Origin of the sequence: Streptosporangium vulgare (assembly GCF_042428775.1) — a bacterium.
Taxonomy (GTDB): Bacteria; Actinomycetota; Actinomycetes; order Streptosporangiales; family Streptosporangiaceae; genus Streptosporangium; species Streptosporangium vulgare.
Genome location: NZ_JBHMBS010000002.1, coordinates 535826 through 552481 on the forward strand (window position 1 = coordinate 535826; position 16656 = coordinate 552481).

12 protein-coding genes and 1 pseudogene are annotated in these 16656 nt (G+C 71.8%); 7 read left to right on the forward strand and 6 right to left on the reverse strand.

What is annotated here, in order from left to right; genetic code table 11:
- Positions 1 to 24 precede the first annotated feature (24 nt).
- The 3 genes and pseudogenes from ACFFRH_RS06405 (at position 25) to ACFFRH_RS06415 (ending at position 3312) form a co-directional block, all read left to right on the forward strand.
- Complete coding sequence (locus ACFFRH_RS06405) at positions 25 to 651, forward strand: TetR/AcrR family transcriptional regulator (protein ID WP_344745824.1); 627 nt, start codon at positions 25 to 27, stop codon at positions 649 to 651.
- A gap of 249 nt (positions 652 to 900) precedes the next feature.
- Positions 901 to 2304 (forward strand): annotated as a pseudogene (locus tag ACFFRH_RS06410) (GH1 family beta-glucosidase); the annotation flags it as partial.
- Positions 2284 to 3312, forward strand: coding sequence for a LacI family DNA-binding transcriptional regulator (locus tag ACFFRH_RS06415; RefSeq protein ID WP_386155087.1), 1029 nt, complete (start codon positions 2284 to 2286; stop codon positions 3310 to 3312). The pseudogene ACFFRH_RS06410 and the gene ACFFRH_RS06415, both read left to right, overlap by 21 nt.
- 433 nt (positions 3313 to 3745) lie before the next feature.
- Here ACFFRH_RS06415 and ACFFRH_RS06420 read toward each other — a convergent pair whose 3' ends face one another.
- Together ACFFRH_RS06420 and ACFFRH_RS06425 are read right to left on the reverse strand one after the other, a co-directional pair.
- Positions 3746 to 4264 (reverse strand): COG4315 family predicted lipoprotein, encoded by a 519-nt coding sequence (locus ACFFRH_RS06420; protein WP_344745827.1) that lies wholly within the window; start codon positions 4262 to 4264, stop codon positions 3746 to 3748.
- A 271-nt stretch (positions 4265 to 4535) separates the two neighbouring features.
- Positions 4536 to 5516, reverse strand: a complete 981-nt coding sequence (locus ACFFRH_RS06425; protein WP_386154938.1) for a winged helix-turn-helix transcriptional regulator — start codon at positions 5514 to 5516, stop codon at positions 4536 to 4538.
- A gap of 81 nt (positions 5517 to 5597) precedes the next feature.
- Between ACFFRH_RS06425 and ACFFRH_RS06430 the strand changes: the two genes are divergently transcribed.
- Positions 5598 to 7052: an MFS transporter gene (locus ACFFRH_RS06430; protein WP_386154941.1), complete on the forward strand. Its 1455-nt coding sequence runs from the start codon at positions 5598 to 5600 to the stop codon at positions 7050 to 7052.
- 175 nt (positions 7053 to 7227) lie between these two features.
- On the opposite strand, the gene ACFFRH_RS06435 is transcribed toward ACFFRH_RS06430, so the two are convergent.
- Positions 7228 to 7824: an NADPH-dependent FMN reductase gene (locus tag ACFFRH_RS06435; protein ID WP_386154944.1), complete on the reverse strand. Its 597-nt coding sequence runs from the start codon at positions 7822 to 7824 to the stop codon at positions 7228 to 7230.
- 155 nt (positions 7825 to 7979) lie between these two features.
- On the opposite strand from ACFFRH_RS06435, the gene ACFFRH_RS06440 reads away from it, so the two are divergent.
- Positions 7980 to 11288, forward strand: a complete 3309-nt coding sequence (locus ACFFRH_RS06440; protein ID WP_386154947.1) for an AfsR/SARP family transcriptional regulator — start codon at positions 7980 to 7982, stop codon at positions 11286 to 11288.
- A 358-nt stretch (positions 11289 to 11646) separates the two neighbouring features.
- On the opposite strand, the gene ACFFRH_RS06445 is transcribed toward ACFFRH_RS06440, so the two are convergent.
- Together ACFFRH_RS06445 and ACFFRH_RS06450 are read right to left on the reverse strand one after the other, a co-directional pair.
- Complete coding sequence (locus ACFFRH_RS06445; RefSeq protein WP_344745832.1) at positions 11647 to 12126, reverse strand: hypothetical protein; 480 nt, start codon at positions 12124 to 12126, stop codon at positions 11647 to 11649.
- A gap of 115 nt (positions 12127 to 12241) precedes the next feature.
- Positions 12242 to 12787 carry a GNAT family N-acetyltransferase gene (locus tag ACFFRH_RS06450; protein ID WP_344745833.1) on the reverse strand — a complete coding sequence of 182 codons (546 nt, stop codon included), beginning with the start codon at positions 12785 to 12787 and terminating at the stop codon, positions 12242 to 12244.
- Positions 12788 to 13076: 289 nt separating this feature from the next.
- On the opposite strand from ACFFRH_RS06450, the gene ACFFRH_RS06455 reads away from it, so the two are divergent.
- Both ACFFRH_RS06455 and ACFFRH_RS06460 read left to right on the forward strand, forming a co-directional pair.
- On the forward strand, positions 13077 to 15353 hold the full coding sequence (locus ACFFRH_RS06455) for a DEAD/DEAH box helicase (RefSeq protein WP_344745834.1): 2277 nt from the start codon (positions 13077 to 13079) through the stop codon (positions 15351 to 15353).
- A gap of 100 nt (positions 15354 to 15453) precedes the next feature.
- Positions 15454 to 15699, forward strand: coding sequence for a hypothetical protein (locus ACFFRH_RS06460; protein WP_344745835.1), 246 nt, complete (start codon positions 15454 to 15456; stop codon positions 15697 to 15699).
- Here the strand turns inward: ACFFRH_RS06460 and ACFFRH_RS06465 are convergent.
- Positions 15689 to 16516: an alpha/beta fold hydrolase gene (locus ACFFRH_RS06465; protein ID WP_446697419.1), complete on the reverse strand. Its 828-nt coding sequence runs from the start codon at positions 16514 to 16516 to the stop codon at positions 15689 to 15691. The genes ACFFRH_RS06460 and ACFFRH_RS06465 overlap by 11 nt on opposite strands.
- Positions 16517 to 16656 lie beyond the last annotated feature (140 nt).

Below are 16656 nucleotides of genomic sequence, written 5' to 3' on the forward strand. Positions count from 1 at the left end.
CGTGCGGGGGACTTGAATCGAGTCATGATTTCCGCCGACGACCCGCAGAGCCAAGCGGTCATCGACATCGCGACGCGGCTCTTCGCGGCGTTCGGTCATGACGGCACGTCACTGCAGGCGATAGCGGAGGCGGCCGGGCAGGACCTGGCGTGGGTGCAACAACGGTTCGGCGACAAACACGATCTCTACCTCGCCGTCATCGACCACGCCGGCCAGGCGGAACGGGCCGTCGTGGAGGACGCGCTCAGCCCGCTCCCCGCCGCCGACCCCGACGCGTTCGCCGCCGTCATGTACGACCTCTCCGAGCGTTACCTGGAGTTCTGCCTCGGCAACCCGCAGATCCCCGCGCTGTGGATACACCGCTGGCTCGGCGACGCCGCCGACCTCCCCGACCTGGAGCAGACATACTCGGTCTCCCTCATCAACGACACCCGCGACGCGATGCGCTCCGCGGCCAGGGCGGGACTGATCGACGACCAGGTGGACCTGGGCATGCTGGTGCTCACACTGATCTGGAGCGTGTACGGGTTCCTGCACGGGCAGGCGATCGCCGAGGCACACTCCGTCTCCACCGACCCGCGAGCGCGGCAACGCTTCCTGGCCCATCACCGCCAGCTGATCGACCGCATGCTGAAACTGCCCGGCGCCTGACACTCGTCGGCGGGGCGGAGGGCGACCGGCTCCCCGTCCCCGCTGTCGGCGGCATCGGTTACTGTGTCGTCGACTATGAGCGCGGGCGAGGTGGGAGCGTGCCCACGCGGGTCGGGAAACCCTCTCGACGCCGGGCCGCCACCGTCCCATGATGTCGGTAGCAGACTTCCACGGGCGGGGACGGCGGCGCCCCCGCCACCGCTCCGCGCGTCCTGGCAAGTCGCGAGAACCAACGGGGGTTTTCGAAGGATGACCGCAACGACCATCTCGGCCCGGGGCGAGACCCTGGCCTTTCCCGAGGGCTTCGTCTGGGGGGCCGCCACCGCCGCGTACCAGATCGAGGGCGCCGTGCGAGACGGGGGGCGGGGCCCGTCGATCTGGGACACGTTCTCCCACACGCCGGGCAGGACCAACGACGGCCACACCGGCGACGTGGCCTGCGACCACTACCACCGTTACGCCGAAGACGTCCGGATGATGGCGGATCTGGGCCTCGGGGCCTACCGGTTCTCGGTGGCGTGGCCCAGGATCCAGCCGTCGGGCTCGGGGCCCGCCGTCGCCGCCGGGCTCGACTTCTACGACCGGCTGGTGGACGAGCTGCTGGCGGCCGACATCGCGCCCTACGTGACGCTCTACCACTGGGACCTCCCCCAGGCGCTGGAGGACCTGGGCGGGTGGACCAACCGCGACACGGCCTACCGCTTCGCCGACTTCACACGCGTCGTGCACGACCGGCTCGGCGACCGCGTCGGGACGTGGATGACCATCAACGAGCCGTGGGTGGCCGCCGTGCTGGGGTACGGCATCGGCATCCACGCGCCGGGCCGCGCCTCGGCGGCGGAGGCCTTCCGCGCCTCCCACCACCTCCTGCTGGCCCACGGCCTGGGTGCCCAGGTGCTGCGCGACGCGGGCGCCGGTGAGATCGCCCTCACCCTGAACCTCACGCCGGTGATGACCCCCGGCCAGGTGAGCGACCCCGACCTCGTCCCGTCCGCCGAGGACGCCGAGGCGGTGAACCGGATCGACTGCCTCATCAACCGGCAGTTCCTCGACCCGGCCCTGCGCGGGAAGCATCCCGACCCGGTGCTCGCCATCATGGAGCGCATGGGCGGGATCGACCACATCCACGACGGCGACCTCGAAACGATCAACCAGCCCGTCGACCTGCTCGGGATCAACTACTACACCCCCTGCGTCGTACGGTCCGAGCCCGGCGAGCCCGCCAACGCCGCCTACCCCGGCAGCGAGGGCATCCAGTTCAGCGGCACCCACGCCCCGACGACGGCGATGGGCTGGGCGATCGTGCCGACCGGGCTCTCCCAGCTGCTCACGCGGCTCTCGCGCGACTACCCCGAGGTCGGCCTGCTCGTCACCGAGAACGGCGCCGCGTTCGACGACGTGGTGGCGGGCGACCGCGTGCACGACGCCGACAGGACCGCCTTCTTCGAGGGCCACCTGAGGGCCGCGCACGCCGCGATCGAGGCCGGGGCCGACCTGCGCGGCTTCCTGGTCTGGTCGCTGCTGGACAACTTCGAGTGGGCCGAGGGCTATCACAAGCGCTTCGGGATCGTGCACGTCGACTTCGAGACGCAGCGACGGCTGCCCAAGGACAGCGCGCTGTGGTACCGCGAGGTGATCCGGCACAACGGGCTGCACCGCGAGCGCGCCAAGCGCCCCACCCTGGAGGCGGTCGCCGCCCGCGCGGGTGTGTCGAGGTCCACCGTCTCCCGGGTGATCAACGGTGAGGGCACGGTCAGCGACGAGTTCCGCGCGATCGTCATGCACGCCGTCAACGAGCTGGGCTACGTCCCCAACTCGGCGGCCCGCAGCCTGGTGACCCGGCGCACCGACTCGATCGCGCTGGTCGTCTCCGGCTCCCCCGTCGGGGCCCGCTCCGACGACCCGCTGTTCTCGGCGACCGTCCGCTCGGCCACCCGGGAGCTGGAGGAGGCGGGCAAGCGCGTCACCCTCATGCTCGCCGACTCGACGGCCGGACGGCTCCGGGTGGAGCAGTACGCCGCCTCGGGACACGTGGACGGAGTGGTGCTCGTGTCCGCGCAGGGCACCGACCCGCTGCCCGCCGCGCTGGCCCGTACGGGCATCCCCGTCGTGTCGTTGGGCAGGCCCACGGTGGCGACGCACGCCGCGTACGCCGACGTCGACAACGTGGGCGGCGCCACCTCGGCGGTCGAGCACCTGCTCGCCGGGGGCCGACGGCGGATCGCCGCGATCGCCGGGCCTCCGGACATGGTCGCCGCGCAGGACCGGCTCAAGGGGTACCGCGAGGCCCTGCGCGACACCGGGCACCGGTCGATCATCGCCGTCGGCGACCTCACCCTCGCCTCGGGCGCGGACGCGATGCGCCAGCTCCTGCGCGACGACCCGGCGCTCGACGCGGTCTTCGTGGCCGGTGACCTGATGGCGATCGGCGCCCTGCGGGTGTTGAGCGAGTCGGGGCGACGGGTGCCGGACGACGTCGCGATCGCGGGATTCGACGACATCGAGGCCGCCTCCTACGCCGTGCCAGCGCTCACCACGGTGCGCACGCCCCGGGAGGGCCAGGCGCGGGCGGCGGTGCGCCTGCTTCTCCGCCAGATCGACGGCGGCCCCGTCTCGTCGACGATCCTGCCCACGGAGCTGGTCATCCGGGAGTCCACCTGACGGGGTGACGACGGGCTTCGACCGGCGTGGCCGCGGACTTCGAGCGGCGTGGCCGTGAGCCTCAACCGGCATGACCACGAACTTCGAGCGGCGTGACCACGAACTCCGGCCGACATGGCCGTGAGCTTCGAGCGGCGTGACCGCGAGCTTCGACCGGTGGAGCGCATCCGAGGAACGTGAAGGGCCCGCCGGGGCCCCGGCGGGCCCTTCACGTTTCGTGCCCCGGGCGGGGCGAGTTCCACACCCTCTCGTTCCCCGGCGGGGCGAGCTTCACGGCCTCGTCGGTGGGCTCGCTCGCGTCGCGGGCGGGCACACCGTGCCCGCCGCCTCCGGCCCGCACTCCCGGGTCTCCGGGGTCCCGGCCGCACGGACGCGCTCGTTCACGTCCCTCCCGGGTCCGTGCTCATTCACGTCCCTTTCCTCCCGGACCGACTCAGTCGCGCGCCTTCTTCCCGTTCGCGCCGACCGCGTACCACTCGCCGCCGAAGCCGTCGACGTCGTGCCCCTTGATGTCGCCGGCCTCGGTGTCCTTGGCGTAGTAGTAGAGGGGATGACGGTTGTAGGTCACCTGCGTCGTGCCGTCGTCTCGCTCGGTGGTACCGAGCAGTTTCTTGTCGACGCCCTCACCCGCTTCGGGCGCCCCGTCCGTGACGTACGGCGGCCACGCCCGCGCGCAGGCGTCGGAACACGACGACTTCCCGTCCTTGTCCTTCTTGAAGAGATAGAGCGTGCGCCCTCCCTCTCCGACCAGAACCTTTCCGATCCTCGTCTCACCCAGCTCGACCTTGGCCCTGGTCGCCGGTGAGGACGAGGTGGGGGTTTCTGGCGAGGTGGGCGACGCCTTGACCTGGTCCGCGACCATCGGCTCGGTCGTGCTCCCGTCGTCGGCGCCGCCGCATCCGGCTGTGAGCACGCCGAGCGCGAGCACGCCGGCATGAAGCAACTTCCTCATCTCCGACCCTCCAGGTAAGCAGTGCCATTACTGCTGGACAGCAGACACGCTGCGGCACCCGTTGGGGGGCACGACACGGATCGCTTGGACATGCCTTTGCCCGCCCTTGCGAGACCCGTCTCGCCCGGACCACCCTGGCCCCCCGAGCCACCCGGTCCGGGCTCGCGACCGTCCGCGTACGGGAAGCCCGGGACGAGGGCGCCGGGTCACGTCGGGACCGGACCGGGGAAAGGGCCAAGGTGGGGGTGGGGGGTCGGGAGGGCCGGGGCGGTCAGCCCGAGGTTTCGAGGGCGGCGCGGGAGCGGCGGCGGTGTGCCTTCTGGCGGCACGCCGCGCCGCAGAACCGGGCCGGACGGCCGGTGCGGGCGGCACGGATCGGGTCGCCGCACACCTCGCACCGCGAGGGGTGCGCGCCGGGACGGCTCTCCTCACGCGCCGACGCCACACCTCGGCTTTCGTCACGTAACGGCACCGGGGGCCGAGTTTCGTTACGCAGCGCCTCCGCGACCGGGATTTCGTTACGCGGTGTTCCTGGGGCCGGGGTTTCGTTACGTCGCGGTGTCGCGGGCGGGTTTGCGGGCGGGGTCGCGGGCGGGGTCGCGTCGCCGCGAACCGCCACCGCTTCGCGTCCCCCCGTGCCACCGCGCCCCCCGGTGCCACCGCGTTCCGCCGTGCCACCGCGTTTCAGCACGCCACCGTGTCCCGCCGCCCGCGCGTCGTCTTCCCCGTCGCCTTCGCTGTCGTCCCTCGTCGCGGAGCCGGGCCCGGCCGCCGCCCGCGCGGTGTCGCGGCCGGTCCTCGCCGGGGAGACGGGTCCTGTCGCGACCGGTGCCGTGTCCGCGCGGGCGTCGTAGCCGGCGCGGGCGGCGGCGATCTCGTTCTGGTGCTGCTCCGTCCAGGTGACGAGCGACTGGATGGTGTCGTGCAGGGTCACCCCGAGGGGCGTGAGCTCGTAGTCGACCCTGGGCGGCACGACGGGGTGCACGGTGCGGCGCACCAGGCCGTCCCGCTCCAGATGGCGCAGGGTGACGGTCAGCATGCGCTGGCTGACGCCGTCGATCTCGCGGCTCAGCTCGGTGAAACGCAGGGTGCGGCTGTCGAGGAGCGCGATGACGAGCAGGGACCACTTGTCCGCGACCCGGTCGAGGATCTGGCGGACCTCGCAGTCTTCCCGGGTGTCCCACTGGCGCGCGTCGTAGGCGTCGTCGGTATCCGGGCAGCAACTCGGTGACTTCGAAGTGCCTTCTTCCATGGTCATCGATGGTGTCCCATGATGCGACTACTTACAAGAGGGAACCGCATGGGGTTCCCGCCCCCTTCAAGGAGTCGTCTCGTGTCCACACCACTGTCCCCGCCCTCGGATCGCATGGGCGGGCGGGCCTGGGGCATGCTGCTCGTGCTGTGCGGCGCGATCTTCCTGGAGGGGATCGACGTGGCGATGCTGAACGTGGCCCTGCCGTCGATCCGCTCCGACCTGGACCTGACCACCGGTTCGCTGAGCTGGGTGATGAGTTCGTACGTGCTCGGCTACGGCGGTTTCATGCTGCTGGGCGGGCGGGCCGCCGACCTGCTGGGCAGGCGGCGGATGTTCCTGGTGTGGCTCGGCGTCTTCATCCTCTTCTCGGGCCTGGGCGGGTTCGCGACCGAGGGATGGATCCTCATCGTCGCCCGTTTCGTGACAGGGGTGGCCGCCGCGTTCATGGCACCCGCCGGGCTGTCGATCATCACGACGAACTTCGCCGAGGGCCCGCGGCGCAACCGGGCGCTCCTGGTCTACGCGGGTACGGCGGCGGCCGGTTTCTCCCTCGGCCTCGTCGTCGGCGGCCTGCTGGCCGAGATCAGCTGGCGGTGGGTGTTCTTCGCCCCGGTGATCATGGCCTCCGTGATCCTCGCCGCCGCGCTCCTCCTCATCCCGGACGGCGACCACCCGCACCGGCACGCGCGGGGCTTCGACCTGGCCGGAGCGGTCACCGTGACCGGGGCGATGATGGTGCTGGTGTTCGCGGTCGTCAGCCTGGAGGACCCCGCCGCGGGATGGGGCTGGACGGCCGGGGCCCTCGCCGCCGGGGTCGCGTTGCTCGCCGCCTTCGTGGCGATCGAGCGGCGGTCGGCGTCGCCGCTGGTACGCCTGGGCATCCTCCGTTCGGGCCCGCTGGTACGGGCCAACCTCGGCGCGCTGCTGTTCGGGGGGTCCTTCTTCGGGTTCCAGTTCCTCGTCGTGCTCTACCTGCAGGAACTGCGCGGCTGGTCGTCGTTGCAGGCGGCCCTGGCGCTGCTGGTGGTCAGCATCGACGCCGTACTGGCGCCGACCCTCACCCCGCGCCTGGTGAACCGTTTCGGCAACGTCCGGGTGATCTTCGGCGGGCTGTGCCTCGCCGCCGTGGCCTACGCCCTGTTCCTGCCGGTCGGCCTCGACTGGACGTACGCGGCGATGTTCCCGAGCATGGTCATTCTCGGTCTCGCCTTCTCCCTGGCGTACGGACCGCTCACCATCGCCGCGACCGACGGCGTGGCCGAGGAGGAGCAGGGACTCGCCGGCGGCCTGCTGTACACCTCCTTCCAGTTCGGCTCGGCGCTCGGCCTGTCGGCGGTGACCGCCGTGAACGTCGCCGCCACCGGATCCGGCGGATCCCTCCTCACCGAGCTCGACGGCTTCCGCGCGGCCCTGGTCATCCCCCTCGCGATGGCCGTCGTCGCGGCGGCCGTCGTCGCGTCCGGCCTGCGCGGGCGCGGCGGGGCCGGCGCGGGACTCCGCCACGAGACTCCGGTGACCGCCGAGTCACGGTAGGCCCGAGCACGGCGGTCCCGAAGGTGATAGGCCCGAACGCGGTGGCCCCGAGCACGGCGGTCCCGAAGGTGATAGGCCCGAACGCGGTGGCCCCGAGCACGGCCAGCCCGAGCGCGATGGTCCGACGGTCTCGGGGTGCTCCCGGGAGCGGTCCGGTCCCGGCATGTCCTCGTGTTCAGACGGCGTAGGGGTAGCTGGCTCTGGCCTCGCGCAGCGCGCGGGCCCACCACGTCAGCTGGTCCAGGGTGGTCTTGACGGTGGCGTCGCACTCCGCGTTCGCCCGGGGCCAGCTGCCGTCGGGGGCGAACCGCTCCCAGTAGCGGGGCAGCGTGACACCGTCACGGATGGCCACCGCGTGCAGCTCGGCGAAGACCTCGCGCAGCTGCGCGGCGGCGAACAGGCCACCGGAGTCGTTGCCGTAGGAGACGACCGCGACCGGCTTGGCCCGCCACTCCTCGTGGAACCAGTCGATGGCGTTCTTGAGCGGAGCCGGGAAGCTCCGGTTGTACTCGGGAGTCACCACCACGAACGCGTCGGCCCCCGCCAGGCGCGGCGCCAGCGCCACCACCGGCGCGGGCAGCGCCTCGTCCTGGTCCGTGAGCGTCTGCGGCAGGGCGGCGTCGGCCAGATCGATCACGTCGATCTCCAGATCCGCCCGCCTGCGCGCCCGCCCCGCGAACCAGGCCGCCACCGTGGGGCCGAACCGGCCGTTACGGGTGCTGCCGACGATGACCGCCACTCGCAACCGGTCGCCGTCCCGCGTCATCGGCATCCCCGACCTCCTTGGCCTCCGAGCCTGGCGTGATGTACTCCACCTTGCCGGAGGGGGTTTACGGCTTGTTTACGCTTCCGCACTCAAGCCCGGCCACCGCCCGGCCGTCGCGTACAACCCGTTCCGCGGGGCCGTGTCGCGTTATGGTGGCGTCCATGCGTTTCGGGGTGCTGGGACCGCTGGCGGTGTGGACGACGGACGGCAGGCCCGTGACGGTCCCCGGGCTGAAGGTTCGCGCCCTCCTGGCCGACCTGCTCATCCACGAGGGACGCCCGGTGCCCGCCGATCGGCTCGTCGACGACCTGTGGGGCGAGGATCTGCCGGGCAACCCGGCGGGGGCGCTGTCGGCCAAGGTCTCGCAGCTGCGCCGGGTCCTGGAGGACGCCGAGCCCGGCGCCAGGAAGCTGGTGGTGTCACCCCCTCCGGGATACGTGCTGCGCGTCGAAGCCGACACGGTCGACGCGCGGCGGTTCCTCTCCCTGACCGCCGAGGCGGGACGGACCGGCGACCCTCGGGCCAGGGCGGCGCTGCTGGCCGACGCACTCGCCCTGTGGCGCGGCCCCGCGCTGGCCGACTTCACCGACGAGCCCTTCACCCAGGCGGTGATCGCCCACCTGCACGAGCAGCGGCTCACCGCCCACGAGGATCACGCCGAGGCCCGCCTCGCCCTCGGCGAGCACACCCGGCTCGCGGCCGAGCTGGGCGACCTGCTGGCCCGGCACCCCCTCAGGGAAAGGCTGCGCGCCGCCCACATGCGCGCCCTCTACCGTTCCGGACGACAGACCGAGGCGCTCCACAGCTACGAGGAGCTCCGCGTCCACCTCGCCGACGAACTCGGCCTCGACCCGGGCGCCGAACTGATCGCCCTGCACCGGGCGATCCTCGCCCAGGATCCGGCACTCGACCCGCCCGCCGTACCGGCCTCTCCCCCCGCCAGGCCCGCCACGAACCTGCCCGCGCCCCTCACCGGCCTGGTCGGCAGGGAGGACGCGATCGCCGAGATCGACGCCCTGCTGCGCGCCGACCGCCTGGTGACCCTCACCGGTCCCGGAGGGGTGGGCAAGACCCGCCTCGCCGTCGAAACCGCGTGGCGGCTGACGGACGCCTTCCCCGACGGCGTGTGGCTGGTGGAGCTGGCCGCGCTCGACCGGGCGGGCGCCCTGGCGACGACGACGGGATCGCTGATCGACGCGGTCACGACGGTGCTGGACATCCACGACGGCGCCGATCCCGGGGAGCCCGTGGACCGGCTGATCGGCGCGCTCCGCCCCCGGCGGCTGCTGCTGGTGCTCGACAACTGCGAGCATCTCGTCGAACCCGTCGCCGAACTGACGGAACTCCTGTTGCGAGCCGTCCCCGGCCTGCGCGTCCTCGCCACCAGCCAGGAGCCCCTCGCCCTGACCGGTGAGGTGGTCTGGAACGTCCCGCCCCTGGAGACGCCGGACGCCGCCGCCGACCTCGACGCGCTGGAACGGACCGGCTCGGTAAGGCTGTTCGTCGCCCGCGCACGCGCGACGAACCGTGAGTTCGCCCTCGACGCGGACACCGCCCCGGCGGTCGCCACGCTCTGCCGCCGCCTGGACGGCATCCCGCTGGCCCTGGAACTGGCCGCCACCAGGGTGCGCGCGCTGGGCGTTCACGGCCTCGTGGCCCGCCTGGACGACCGTTTCCGTCTTCTCGCCACCGGGCATCGCGGCGCACCACCCCGCCAGCGGACGCTGCACGCGATGATCGGCTGGAGCTGGGATCTCCTGACCGGCCCCGAGCGCCTCGCCCTGCGCCGCCTCGCCGTCCACGCCGGTGGCTGCACCCTTCCCGCCGCCGAGGCCGTCTGCGGCGCGGACGACCTTCCGGCCGCCGACGTGCTCGACCTGCTGGCCCGCCTGGTCGACCGTTCCCTGGTCACCGTCACCCACACAGCCGACGGCCCCCGCTACCGCCTCCTGGAGTCGGTGGCCGCCTACTGCGTCGAACGCGTCCACGAGGCGGGCGAGTTCGAGTCGCTGCGGCGGCGTCACCGGCGCTACTACACCGATCTCGCCGAGGAGGCCGAGCGGCACCTGTACGGGCACGAACAGCGACGGTGGCTGCGCCGCCTCGACGCGGAGACCGCCAATCTCCGCGCCGCGCTCGACGGCGCGGTGGCGGGCCGGGACCCGGAGGGCGGGCTCCGGCTGGTGAACGCGATGACCTGGTACTGGTTCCTGCGAGGCCGCCTGGCGGAGGCCAAGCGGTCTTCGGCCTCGGTACTGGCCCTCACCGCCGAGACCGCAGGCGTCACCGCCAAGACGACGGGCATCACCGAGACCGCGGACGTCACCGCCGGGGTGCCGGACACCACGCGCGTTCCCGCGCTCCGCGCCAGAGCCCTCGCCTGGCAGGCTGGCATCGCGTTCCTGCACGGTGACACCACCGACCGGGCGGCCATGCTGCTGTACGAGGACATCGACGACCCGGGCGAGCGGGCCAGGGCCCAGTGGTTCCTGGCCTTCACGGGGATGGGCGCCGGTGATCCGGCGGCCAGCGAGAAACTGCTGGACGGGGCGCTGGCGGCCTTCGGCCTTCTCGACGACCAATGGGGGACGGCCGCGGCTCTCGTCACCCGGGCCAAGCACGCGCACATCCGGGCTGACCCGGCCGCACTCGAACGCGACAGCGAGCGGGCGTCGGAACTGTTCGGCGCTATCGGTGACCGCTGGGGCCAGTTGCAGGCGACGGAATGGCTCGGCGGGCTGGCGGAGATGACCGGCGACTACGAGCGCGCCGACCGGCTGCACCGGGACGGGCTGCACCTGGCCGAGGAGCTCGGGCTCTGGCCCGAGGTCGCCGTACGGCTCGCCTGGATCGGCTGGATCGCCCTGCAGCGCGGCGACCACATCCGGGCCCGGGAGTGGTGCGAACGGGCGGCGCGGCTGGCCGCGGAGCAGGGCCACCAGGCCGGGCAGGTCTTCGCCGAGACGGTGCTCGCCTACGCCGCCCGCAGGGAGGGCGCGCTCGACCTCGCGGAGACGCACCTGCGCAACGTCCTGAGGTGGACCCCGAGGCGGGAGGACGGTGAGACGGACCACCTCGTGCACCTGCCGATGATCCTGGTCGAGCTCGGTTTCGTCTTCGAGGAACGCGGCGACGCCGCGACGGCACTGGCCACGCACCTGGAGAGCTTCACCACCGCCCGTGAGTTCGACGCCTTCCGTGACATGGCCCGCGCCCTGGAGGGCCTGGCCGGGGCGCTGTCCCTCGCCGGGGAGCAGGACCACGCCGCCCAGCTGCTGGGGGCGGCGGCCTCGGCCCGCCTGGCGACGGCGATGCCCCTGGCGCCCGCCGAGCGCGGCGACGTCGACAGGATCACGGCGAGAACGCGCGACGCGCTGGGCGAGGACGGCTTCACGTCCTCCTTCGAACGCGGCGGCGACCTGACACCCGAGGAGGCCCGATCGCTCGTCGACCGGGTGACCGTGCCCTGACGTCGATCGGGCGGATCGTGCCCTGACGTCGATCGGGCGGATCGTGCCCTGACATGAACCGGACGACCGCGCCCTGACGTGGGGACCGAGTGACCGCGCCCTGCCGTGAACCGGGAGATCGTGCCCTGACGTGGACCGGGCGGATCGGTGCGCGAGGCCCTCGTCCCCGGTCGTCCCGGACCTGCGGCCGGAGTCCGTTCCCCGCCACGGTACGAAACACGGTGCGAGCCCCGCACAGCACGAAGCCGGCCCCCTGAGGAGCCGGCCGTGTTCGAGCGTGGGAGACCGATCGGGTCGGTGTTCGGTGAAGAAGTGTGGTGACGGTGTTCGGTGACGTGGTGGGGCGGGGTGGGGCGGGTTAGAAGGCGTCGCCCCAGCGGCCGCAGTCGTCGAACTTGTCGGTGCCCTCGCAGACGCGGATCTTGAAGTCGTCGAAGCCGTTGCTCTTCTTGAAGCCGCCGAAGTGGTCGATGTCGCCGTGGCCGAAGGTCTTGAAGACCTTGGTGTGTGAGCCGAAGCGGTCGTGCCACTTGAACCACACGTAGCTGTAGGAGCGGTCGCGGTCGCGGTCGAACAGGTCGCCGTAGAACCAGTAGCGGCCGTTGTCCTTGGTCCAGTAGCCCTTGAAGGAGGAGCGGTGGCCGAAGTCCTCGCCGCGGCCGAAGCCGGAGTAGTAGGGGCCGAAGAAGTGCTTGCCGGAGGTCTGTGCCTGCTGCGTGGTGGCCGTGGCCGTGGCGGTGATCCCGGCGGAGGCGGAGGCGGCGGGGGCGGCGGCCACGCCGGCGAGCAGGGAGGCGGCCAGGGCCGCTCCGGCGAGGAGGGTGCGCGTCGTGCTCATCGTCATGCTCCTGTGCGGTGGTGGAGGGGTGTTGCCGTTCGGACACCACGAACACTAGAAACGGCCGGCACTTCCTTCTGCGCAGGAATGCACACTCAACCCCCAACGTGCACTATTACGGATTCGCGGTGAGATCCACGCGCCAGTCGTTGCACCGGATGGCGTTTCCCAGCGGATACTCGAAGTCGCACTCGGCGACGAACCGGAACCCGGCCTTGCGGCAGACCGCGTTCGACGCGGGGTGGTCGACGGACGGGTACGCGTGAAGGTACCGGTGCGCGCGCTCCGCCCTCGCCCTGGCGACGACGGCGAGGGCCGCCGCGACCGCTATGCCCCTGCCCTGGAACTCCGGCAGGACGCCCCAGCCGGTCTCGTACACGGTCTCGTCCCGCCAGACGCGTTCCCAGTATCCGATGACGCCCACCCGCTGGAGCTCAGGGAGCAGGACGACGCTGAACATCTGGCCGGTTCCCTCCCCGTCGATGCCGACATACCGTCGGTGCCGATCGAGGAGTTTCTCCTCGGTCTCCGGGCCTCCCAGGTGTTCGGTCATCTCCGGCGCGTTGATGCGACGCAGCAGGTCGAGATCGGTCTCCGCCCACGGATCGAGCCGTACCAGCGGTGCGTTCCCCCGCGCTGACATCGCTGAGATCTCTGACATGTCTCCCACTTCACCTTCGGCCGCTCGTGTTCAAAAGCACGCGGATTCTGCCAGGGAGCACCGACAATCAGTCCCGGCGCGTGCTCGGCGGGCGGCGGGACCGGGGCTCCGGCCAGTCGGACCGTTCGTCGGATCCGCCCCGGCACCCATGAACGGCTCGTTACCGGGCACAGGGCTGTGATGCCGTGTCCGGTCCGGCCGGTCGTTGACAACCGGCCGACTGGTTGGCGACGGTGAACTACCGCGAGCGGGCCGTGACGGGATCGGGCCATGACGGGAGGACGAGAGCTTGGGCGACGTCGAGCGAGAAGACCCGGCATCCACCCCCAGGCAGGTCAGGACCCTTTTCCAGAGGGCGGGTCGCCTCCAGTCCCACGCGCGCACGCTGCTCGCCGACGACACGCGGGCGCGCACCGAGGCCCGGCGGGCGCTGTCCTCCGTACGCACGCGCCTGGCTCGCGAGGAGCTGGGAGCGATTCCCCTGACGCGCCTGAAGGACGTCACCGTGGGGCGGCTGCGGATCAGAGCCCTCGAACAGGCCGGATACCAGACGATCCTCGACATCCTGGACACCACGCCGTACGCGCTCCAGCTGCTCCCCGGGGTCGGGGTGTGGAACGCGAGACAGGCGCACGCCGCCGCCGGGCAGATCGCCAAGGCGGTGGAGGAGACGGTGGCGCTGCGGATCGACGTCGACGAGCAGGACGACGAGACCACGGCCCTGCTGATCGCGCTGAACCGGCTGGTGAACGCCGGCCCCGACCTGCCGCGTGCGAGTGGCGCCGCGCGGAGGATCGAGGAGAGGCTGACCCCGCTCCTGCTCGCCGCGCAACCCGCCCGCGGGTGGTTGCGGATGCTGCTCGCGGGCCAGAGAGGTCGCCGCCGCGCGCGGGAGGCCGTCGCGCGGATCGAGGAGGTGATCGCGGAGGCGAACGCGTCCGAGACGGCGCTGCTCTTCAGCCAGACCTCCGTGGACCTGCTGCGCCCGCCGGTCTCCGCCATCGAGGCGTGGGTCGACTTCGAGCTCCGCGCGTCCGAGTACTACAACCTGCTCGCCGAGATCGCGGCCACGGAACCCGACCGCGTCGCCTCGGAGGGCTTCCTGCCCGACGACATCTCCGCGCGGGTCAAGGCCCAGGACCTCGACGACACCCACCGCCGGGTCTCCCTGCGCGGCTACCAGTCGTTCGGCGCCCGCTTCGCCCTCGCCCAGCGCCGGGTGATCCTGGGCGACGAGATGGGCCTGGGCAAGACCATCGAGGCCATCGCCGCCCTCGCGCACCTCTGGGCGTGCGGCGAGAGGCACTTCCTGGTGGCCTGCCCGGCCAGCGTCCAGCTCAACTGGGTACGCGAGGTCGAGACCCGCAGCACGCTGCCGGCCTACTCCCTGCGCGGCGGCGACCGGGCCGCGGCCCTGGCGGAGTGGATCCGCACCGGCGGCGTCGCGGTGACCACCATCGACACCCTGCACCGGCTGGAGGTCCCCGGCGACGTCACGCTCGGGATGCTCGTGATCGACGAGGCGCACTACGTCAAGAACCCGGCCGCCCGGCGGTCCCAGGCCGTCGCCCGGTGGTGCGGCCGTACCGACCGGGTGCTCTTCATGACCGGGACCCCGATGGAGAACCGCGTCGAGGAGTTCCGCAACCTGATCGGCTACCTCAGACCCGACCTGATCCCCGGCCTCCGGAACGGCGACGCGGCGGTGGGAGCGGTGGGAGCCGCGGGGGCGGCGGGAGCACAGTCCTTCCGCAGGGCCGTGGCCCCGGTCTACCTGCGCCGCAACCAGGAGGACGTGCTCACCGAGCTGCCCGACCTCGTCCACGTGGACGAGTGGGAGGAGTTCAGCCCGGCGGACCTCGCCGCCTACCGGGAGGCCGTGGCCGACGGGAACTTCATGGCGATGCGCCGCGCCGCCTACGCCGTGCCGGAGACGTCGGCCAAGCTCCAGCGGCTGCTGGAACTCGTCGACGAGGCGGCGGGCAACGATCTCAAGGTCGTGGTCTTCTCCTACTTCCGCGACGTCGTGACCGCCGTCCACAGGGCTCTCGGGGGCACCGGCGCCCTGGGATCCCCCGGTTCCCCCGGCGAACCCGGTGACTCCGGTGACCCCGGCGGCCGGGTCCACGGGCCGATCTCGGGCGACCTCGGCACCGCCCGCCGCCAGCAGGTCATCGACGAGTTCACGGCGGCCCCCGGCCACGCCGTGCTGCTCAGCCAGATCCAGGCCGGTGGGATCGGCGTCAACCTGCAGGCCGCCTCCGTGGTGATCATCTGCGAACCCCAGGTCAAGCCGACCATGGAGAGCCAGGCCGTGGCCCGCGCCCACCGCATGGGACAGGTCCGCAAGGTCCAGGTGCACCGCATCCTGACGGCCGACAGCGTCGACCAGCGCATGCTCGACATCCTCCGCGGCAAGGCCGGGCTCTTCGACACCTACGCCCGCCGCAGCGACCTGGCCGAGTCCACCCCCGACGCGGTCGACATCTCCGAACAGACCCTGGCCCGCCAGATCGTCGAGGAGGAGCAGCGGCGCCTCGCGACGTCACGGCCGTCGCGCGCCTGAGGGGTTCGCGGTACCACCGGATACCGGAACGACCGATCCTCGCGACACGAAACGAGAATCGTGCGCTTCCGAACGATTTCCACCTCGAACGTTCGCGATCGTGACGAGGGCGGGTATCGCCCCCGTCCAGGGCGGTGGCGGTCTCGCCCAGGACGTCGAACCGTCGCAGAACACCGAGCCGTCCCAGAACACCGAACCGTCACAGAACGTCGAGCCGTCCCAGGGCGAACAGTCCCAGAACGTCGAGCCGTCCCAGGGCGAACCGCCCCCAAGGTGGAACCGCCCCGAGGTCGAACCGTCCCTGGAGCCGAACCGTGCCAGAGGTCCGAACCGTCTCAGGAGGTGATGAAGGCCAGCAGGTCGGCGCCGAACTCGTCCTTGTAGGCGCCCACCAGGCCGTGCGGCCTGCCCGGGTATACCTTCAGGGTGGCGTCCTTGACCAGCTCGGCCGACTTCAGCGCGGCGGCCCCGATGGGCACGATCTGGTCGGCGTCACCGTGCGCGATGAGGGTCGGGACGTCGAAGCGGCGGAGGTCCTCGGTGAAGTCGGTCTCGGAGAAGGCCTTGACGCAGTCGTACGCCCCCTTGAGGCCCACCTGCATGCTCCACAGCCAGAAGGCCTCCCTCGCCCCCTCCGACACCTCCGCGCCGGGCCGGTTGAAGCCGTAGAAGGGCATGCTGAGGTCCTTGTAGAACTGCGAGCGGTCACCCTCGACCCCCGCGCGGATGCCGTCGAACACGTCGATCGGCAGGCCCTCGGGATTGGCGTCGGTCCTCAGCATGAGCGGCGGGACCGCGCCCAGCAGGACGGCCTTGGCGACGCGGGAGGTGCCGTGCCGGCCGATGTAGCGGGTCACCTCGCCACCGCCGGTGGAGTGACCGACCAGGATCACCTCGCGCAGGTCGAGGGTCTCGATCAGCCGGGCCAGGTCGTCGGCGTAGGTGTCCATGTCGTTGCCGTTCCAGGGCTGGCCGGAACGGCCGTGCCCCCGGCGGTCGTGCGCGACGGCCCGGAAGCCGTTGTCCGCGACCAGCTTCATCTGGTCGTCCCAGACGTCGGCGTTGAGCGGCCAGCCGTGGCTGAAGACGACCGGCTGCCCGCCGCCCCAGTCCTTGTAGAAGATCTCGGTACCGTCCGCGGTGGTGACGAAGGCCATGGTCATTTCCTCAGGGTGGTGTGCGAGCTGGACATACCTCGAAGTTAGGTCAACGGGTGACACCCACCACCGGGCAGACGACCGCATCGCGCGAACTTCGTAGTGCGTTGACGAAACCATGGCCTTGCGGGGGGATTTGGCAGCGT

What these genes read in the sequence shown, in the direction of transcription:
- ACFFRH_RS06405 (WP_344745824.1), top strand. Translation starts at nt 25, where the DNA reads ATGATTTCCGCCGACGACCCGCAGAGCCAAGCGGTCATCGACATCGCG.
- ACFFRH_RS06420 (WP_344745827.1), bottom strand. Translation starts at nt 4,264, where the DNA reads ATGAGGAAGTTGCTTCATGCCGGCGTGCTCGCGCTCGGCGTGCTCACA.
- ACFFRH_RS06425 (WP_386154938.1), bottom strand. Translation starts at nt 5,516, where the DNA reads ATGGAAGAAGGCACTTCGAAGTCACCGAGTTGCTGCCCGGATACCGAC.
- ACFFRH_RS06435 (WP_386154944.1), bottom strand. Translation starts at nt 7,824, where the DNA reads ATGCCGATGACGCGGGACGGCGACCGGTTGCGAGTGGCGGTCATCGTC.
- ACFFRH_RS06440 (WP_386154947.1), top strand. Translation starts at nt 7,980, where the DNA reads ATGCGTTTCGGGGTGCTGGGACCGCTGGCGGTGTGGACGACGGACGGC.
- ACFFRH_RS06445 (WP_344745832.1), bottom strand. Translation starts at nt 12,126, where the DNA reads ATGAGCACGACGCGCACCCTCCTCGCCGGAGCGGCCCTGGCCGCCTCC.
- ACFFRH_RS06450 (WP_344745833.1), bottom strand. Translation starts at nt 12,787, where the DNA reads ATGTCAGAGATCTCAGCGATGTCAGCGCGGGGGAACGCACCGCTGGTA.
- ACFFRH_RS06465 (WP_446697419.1), bottom strand. Translation starts at nt 16,516, where the DNA reads ATGACCATGGCCTTCGTCACCACCGCGGACGGTACCGAGATCTTCTAC.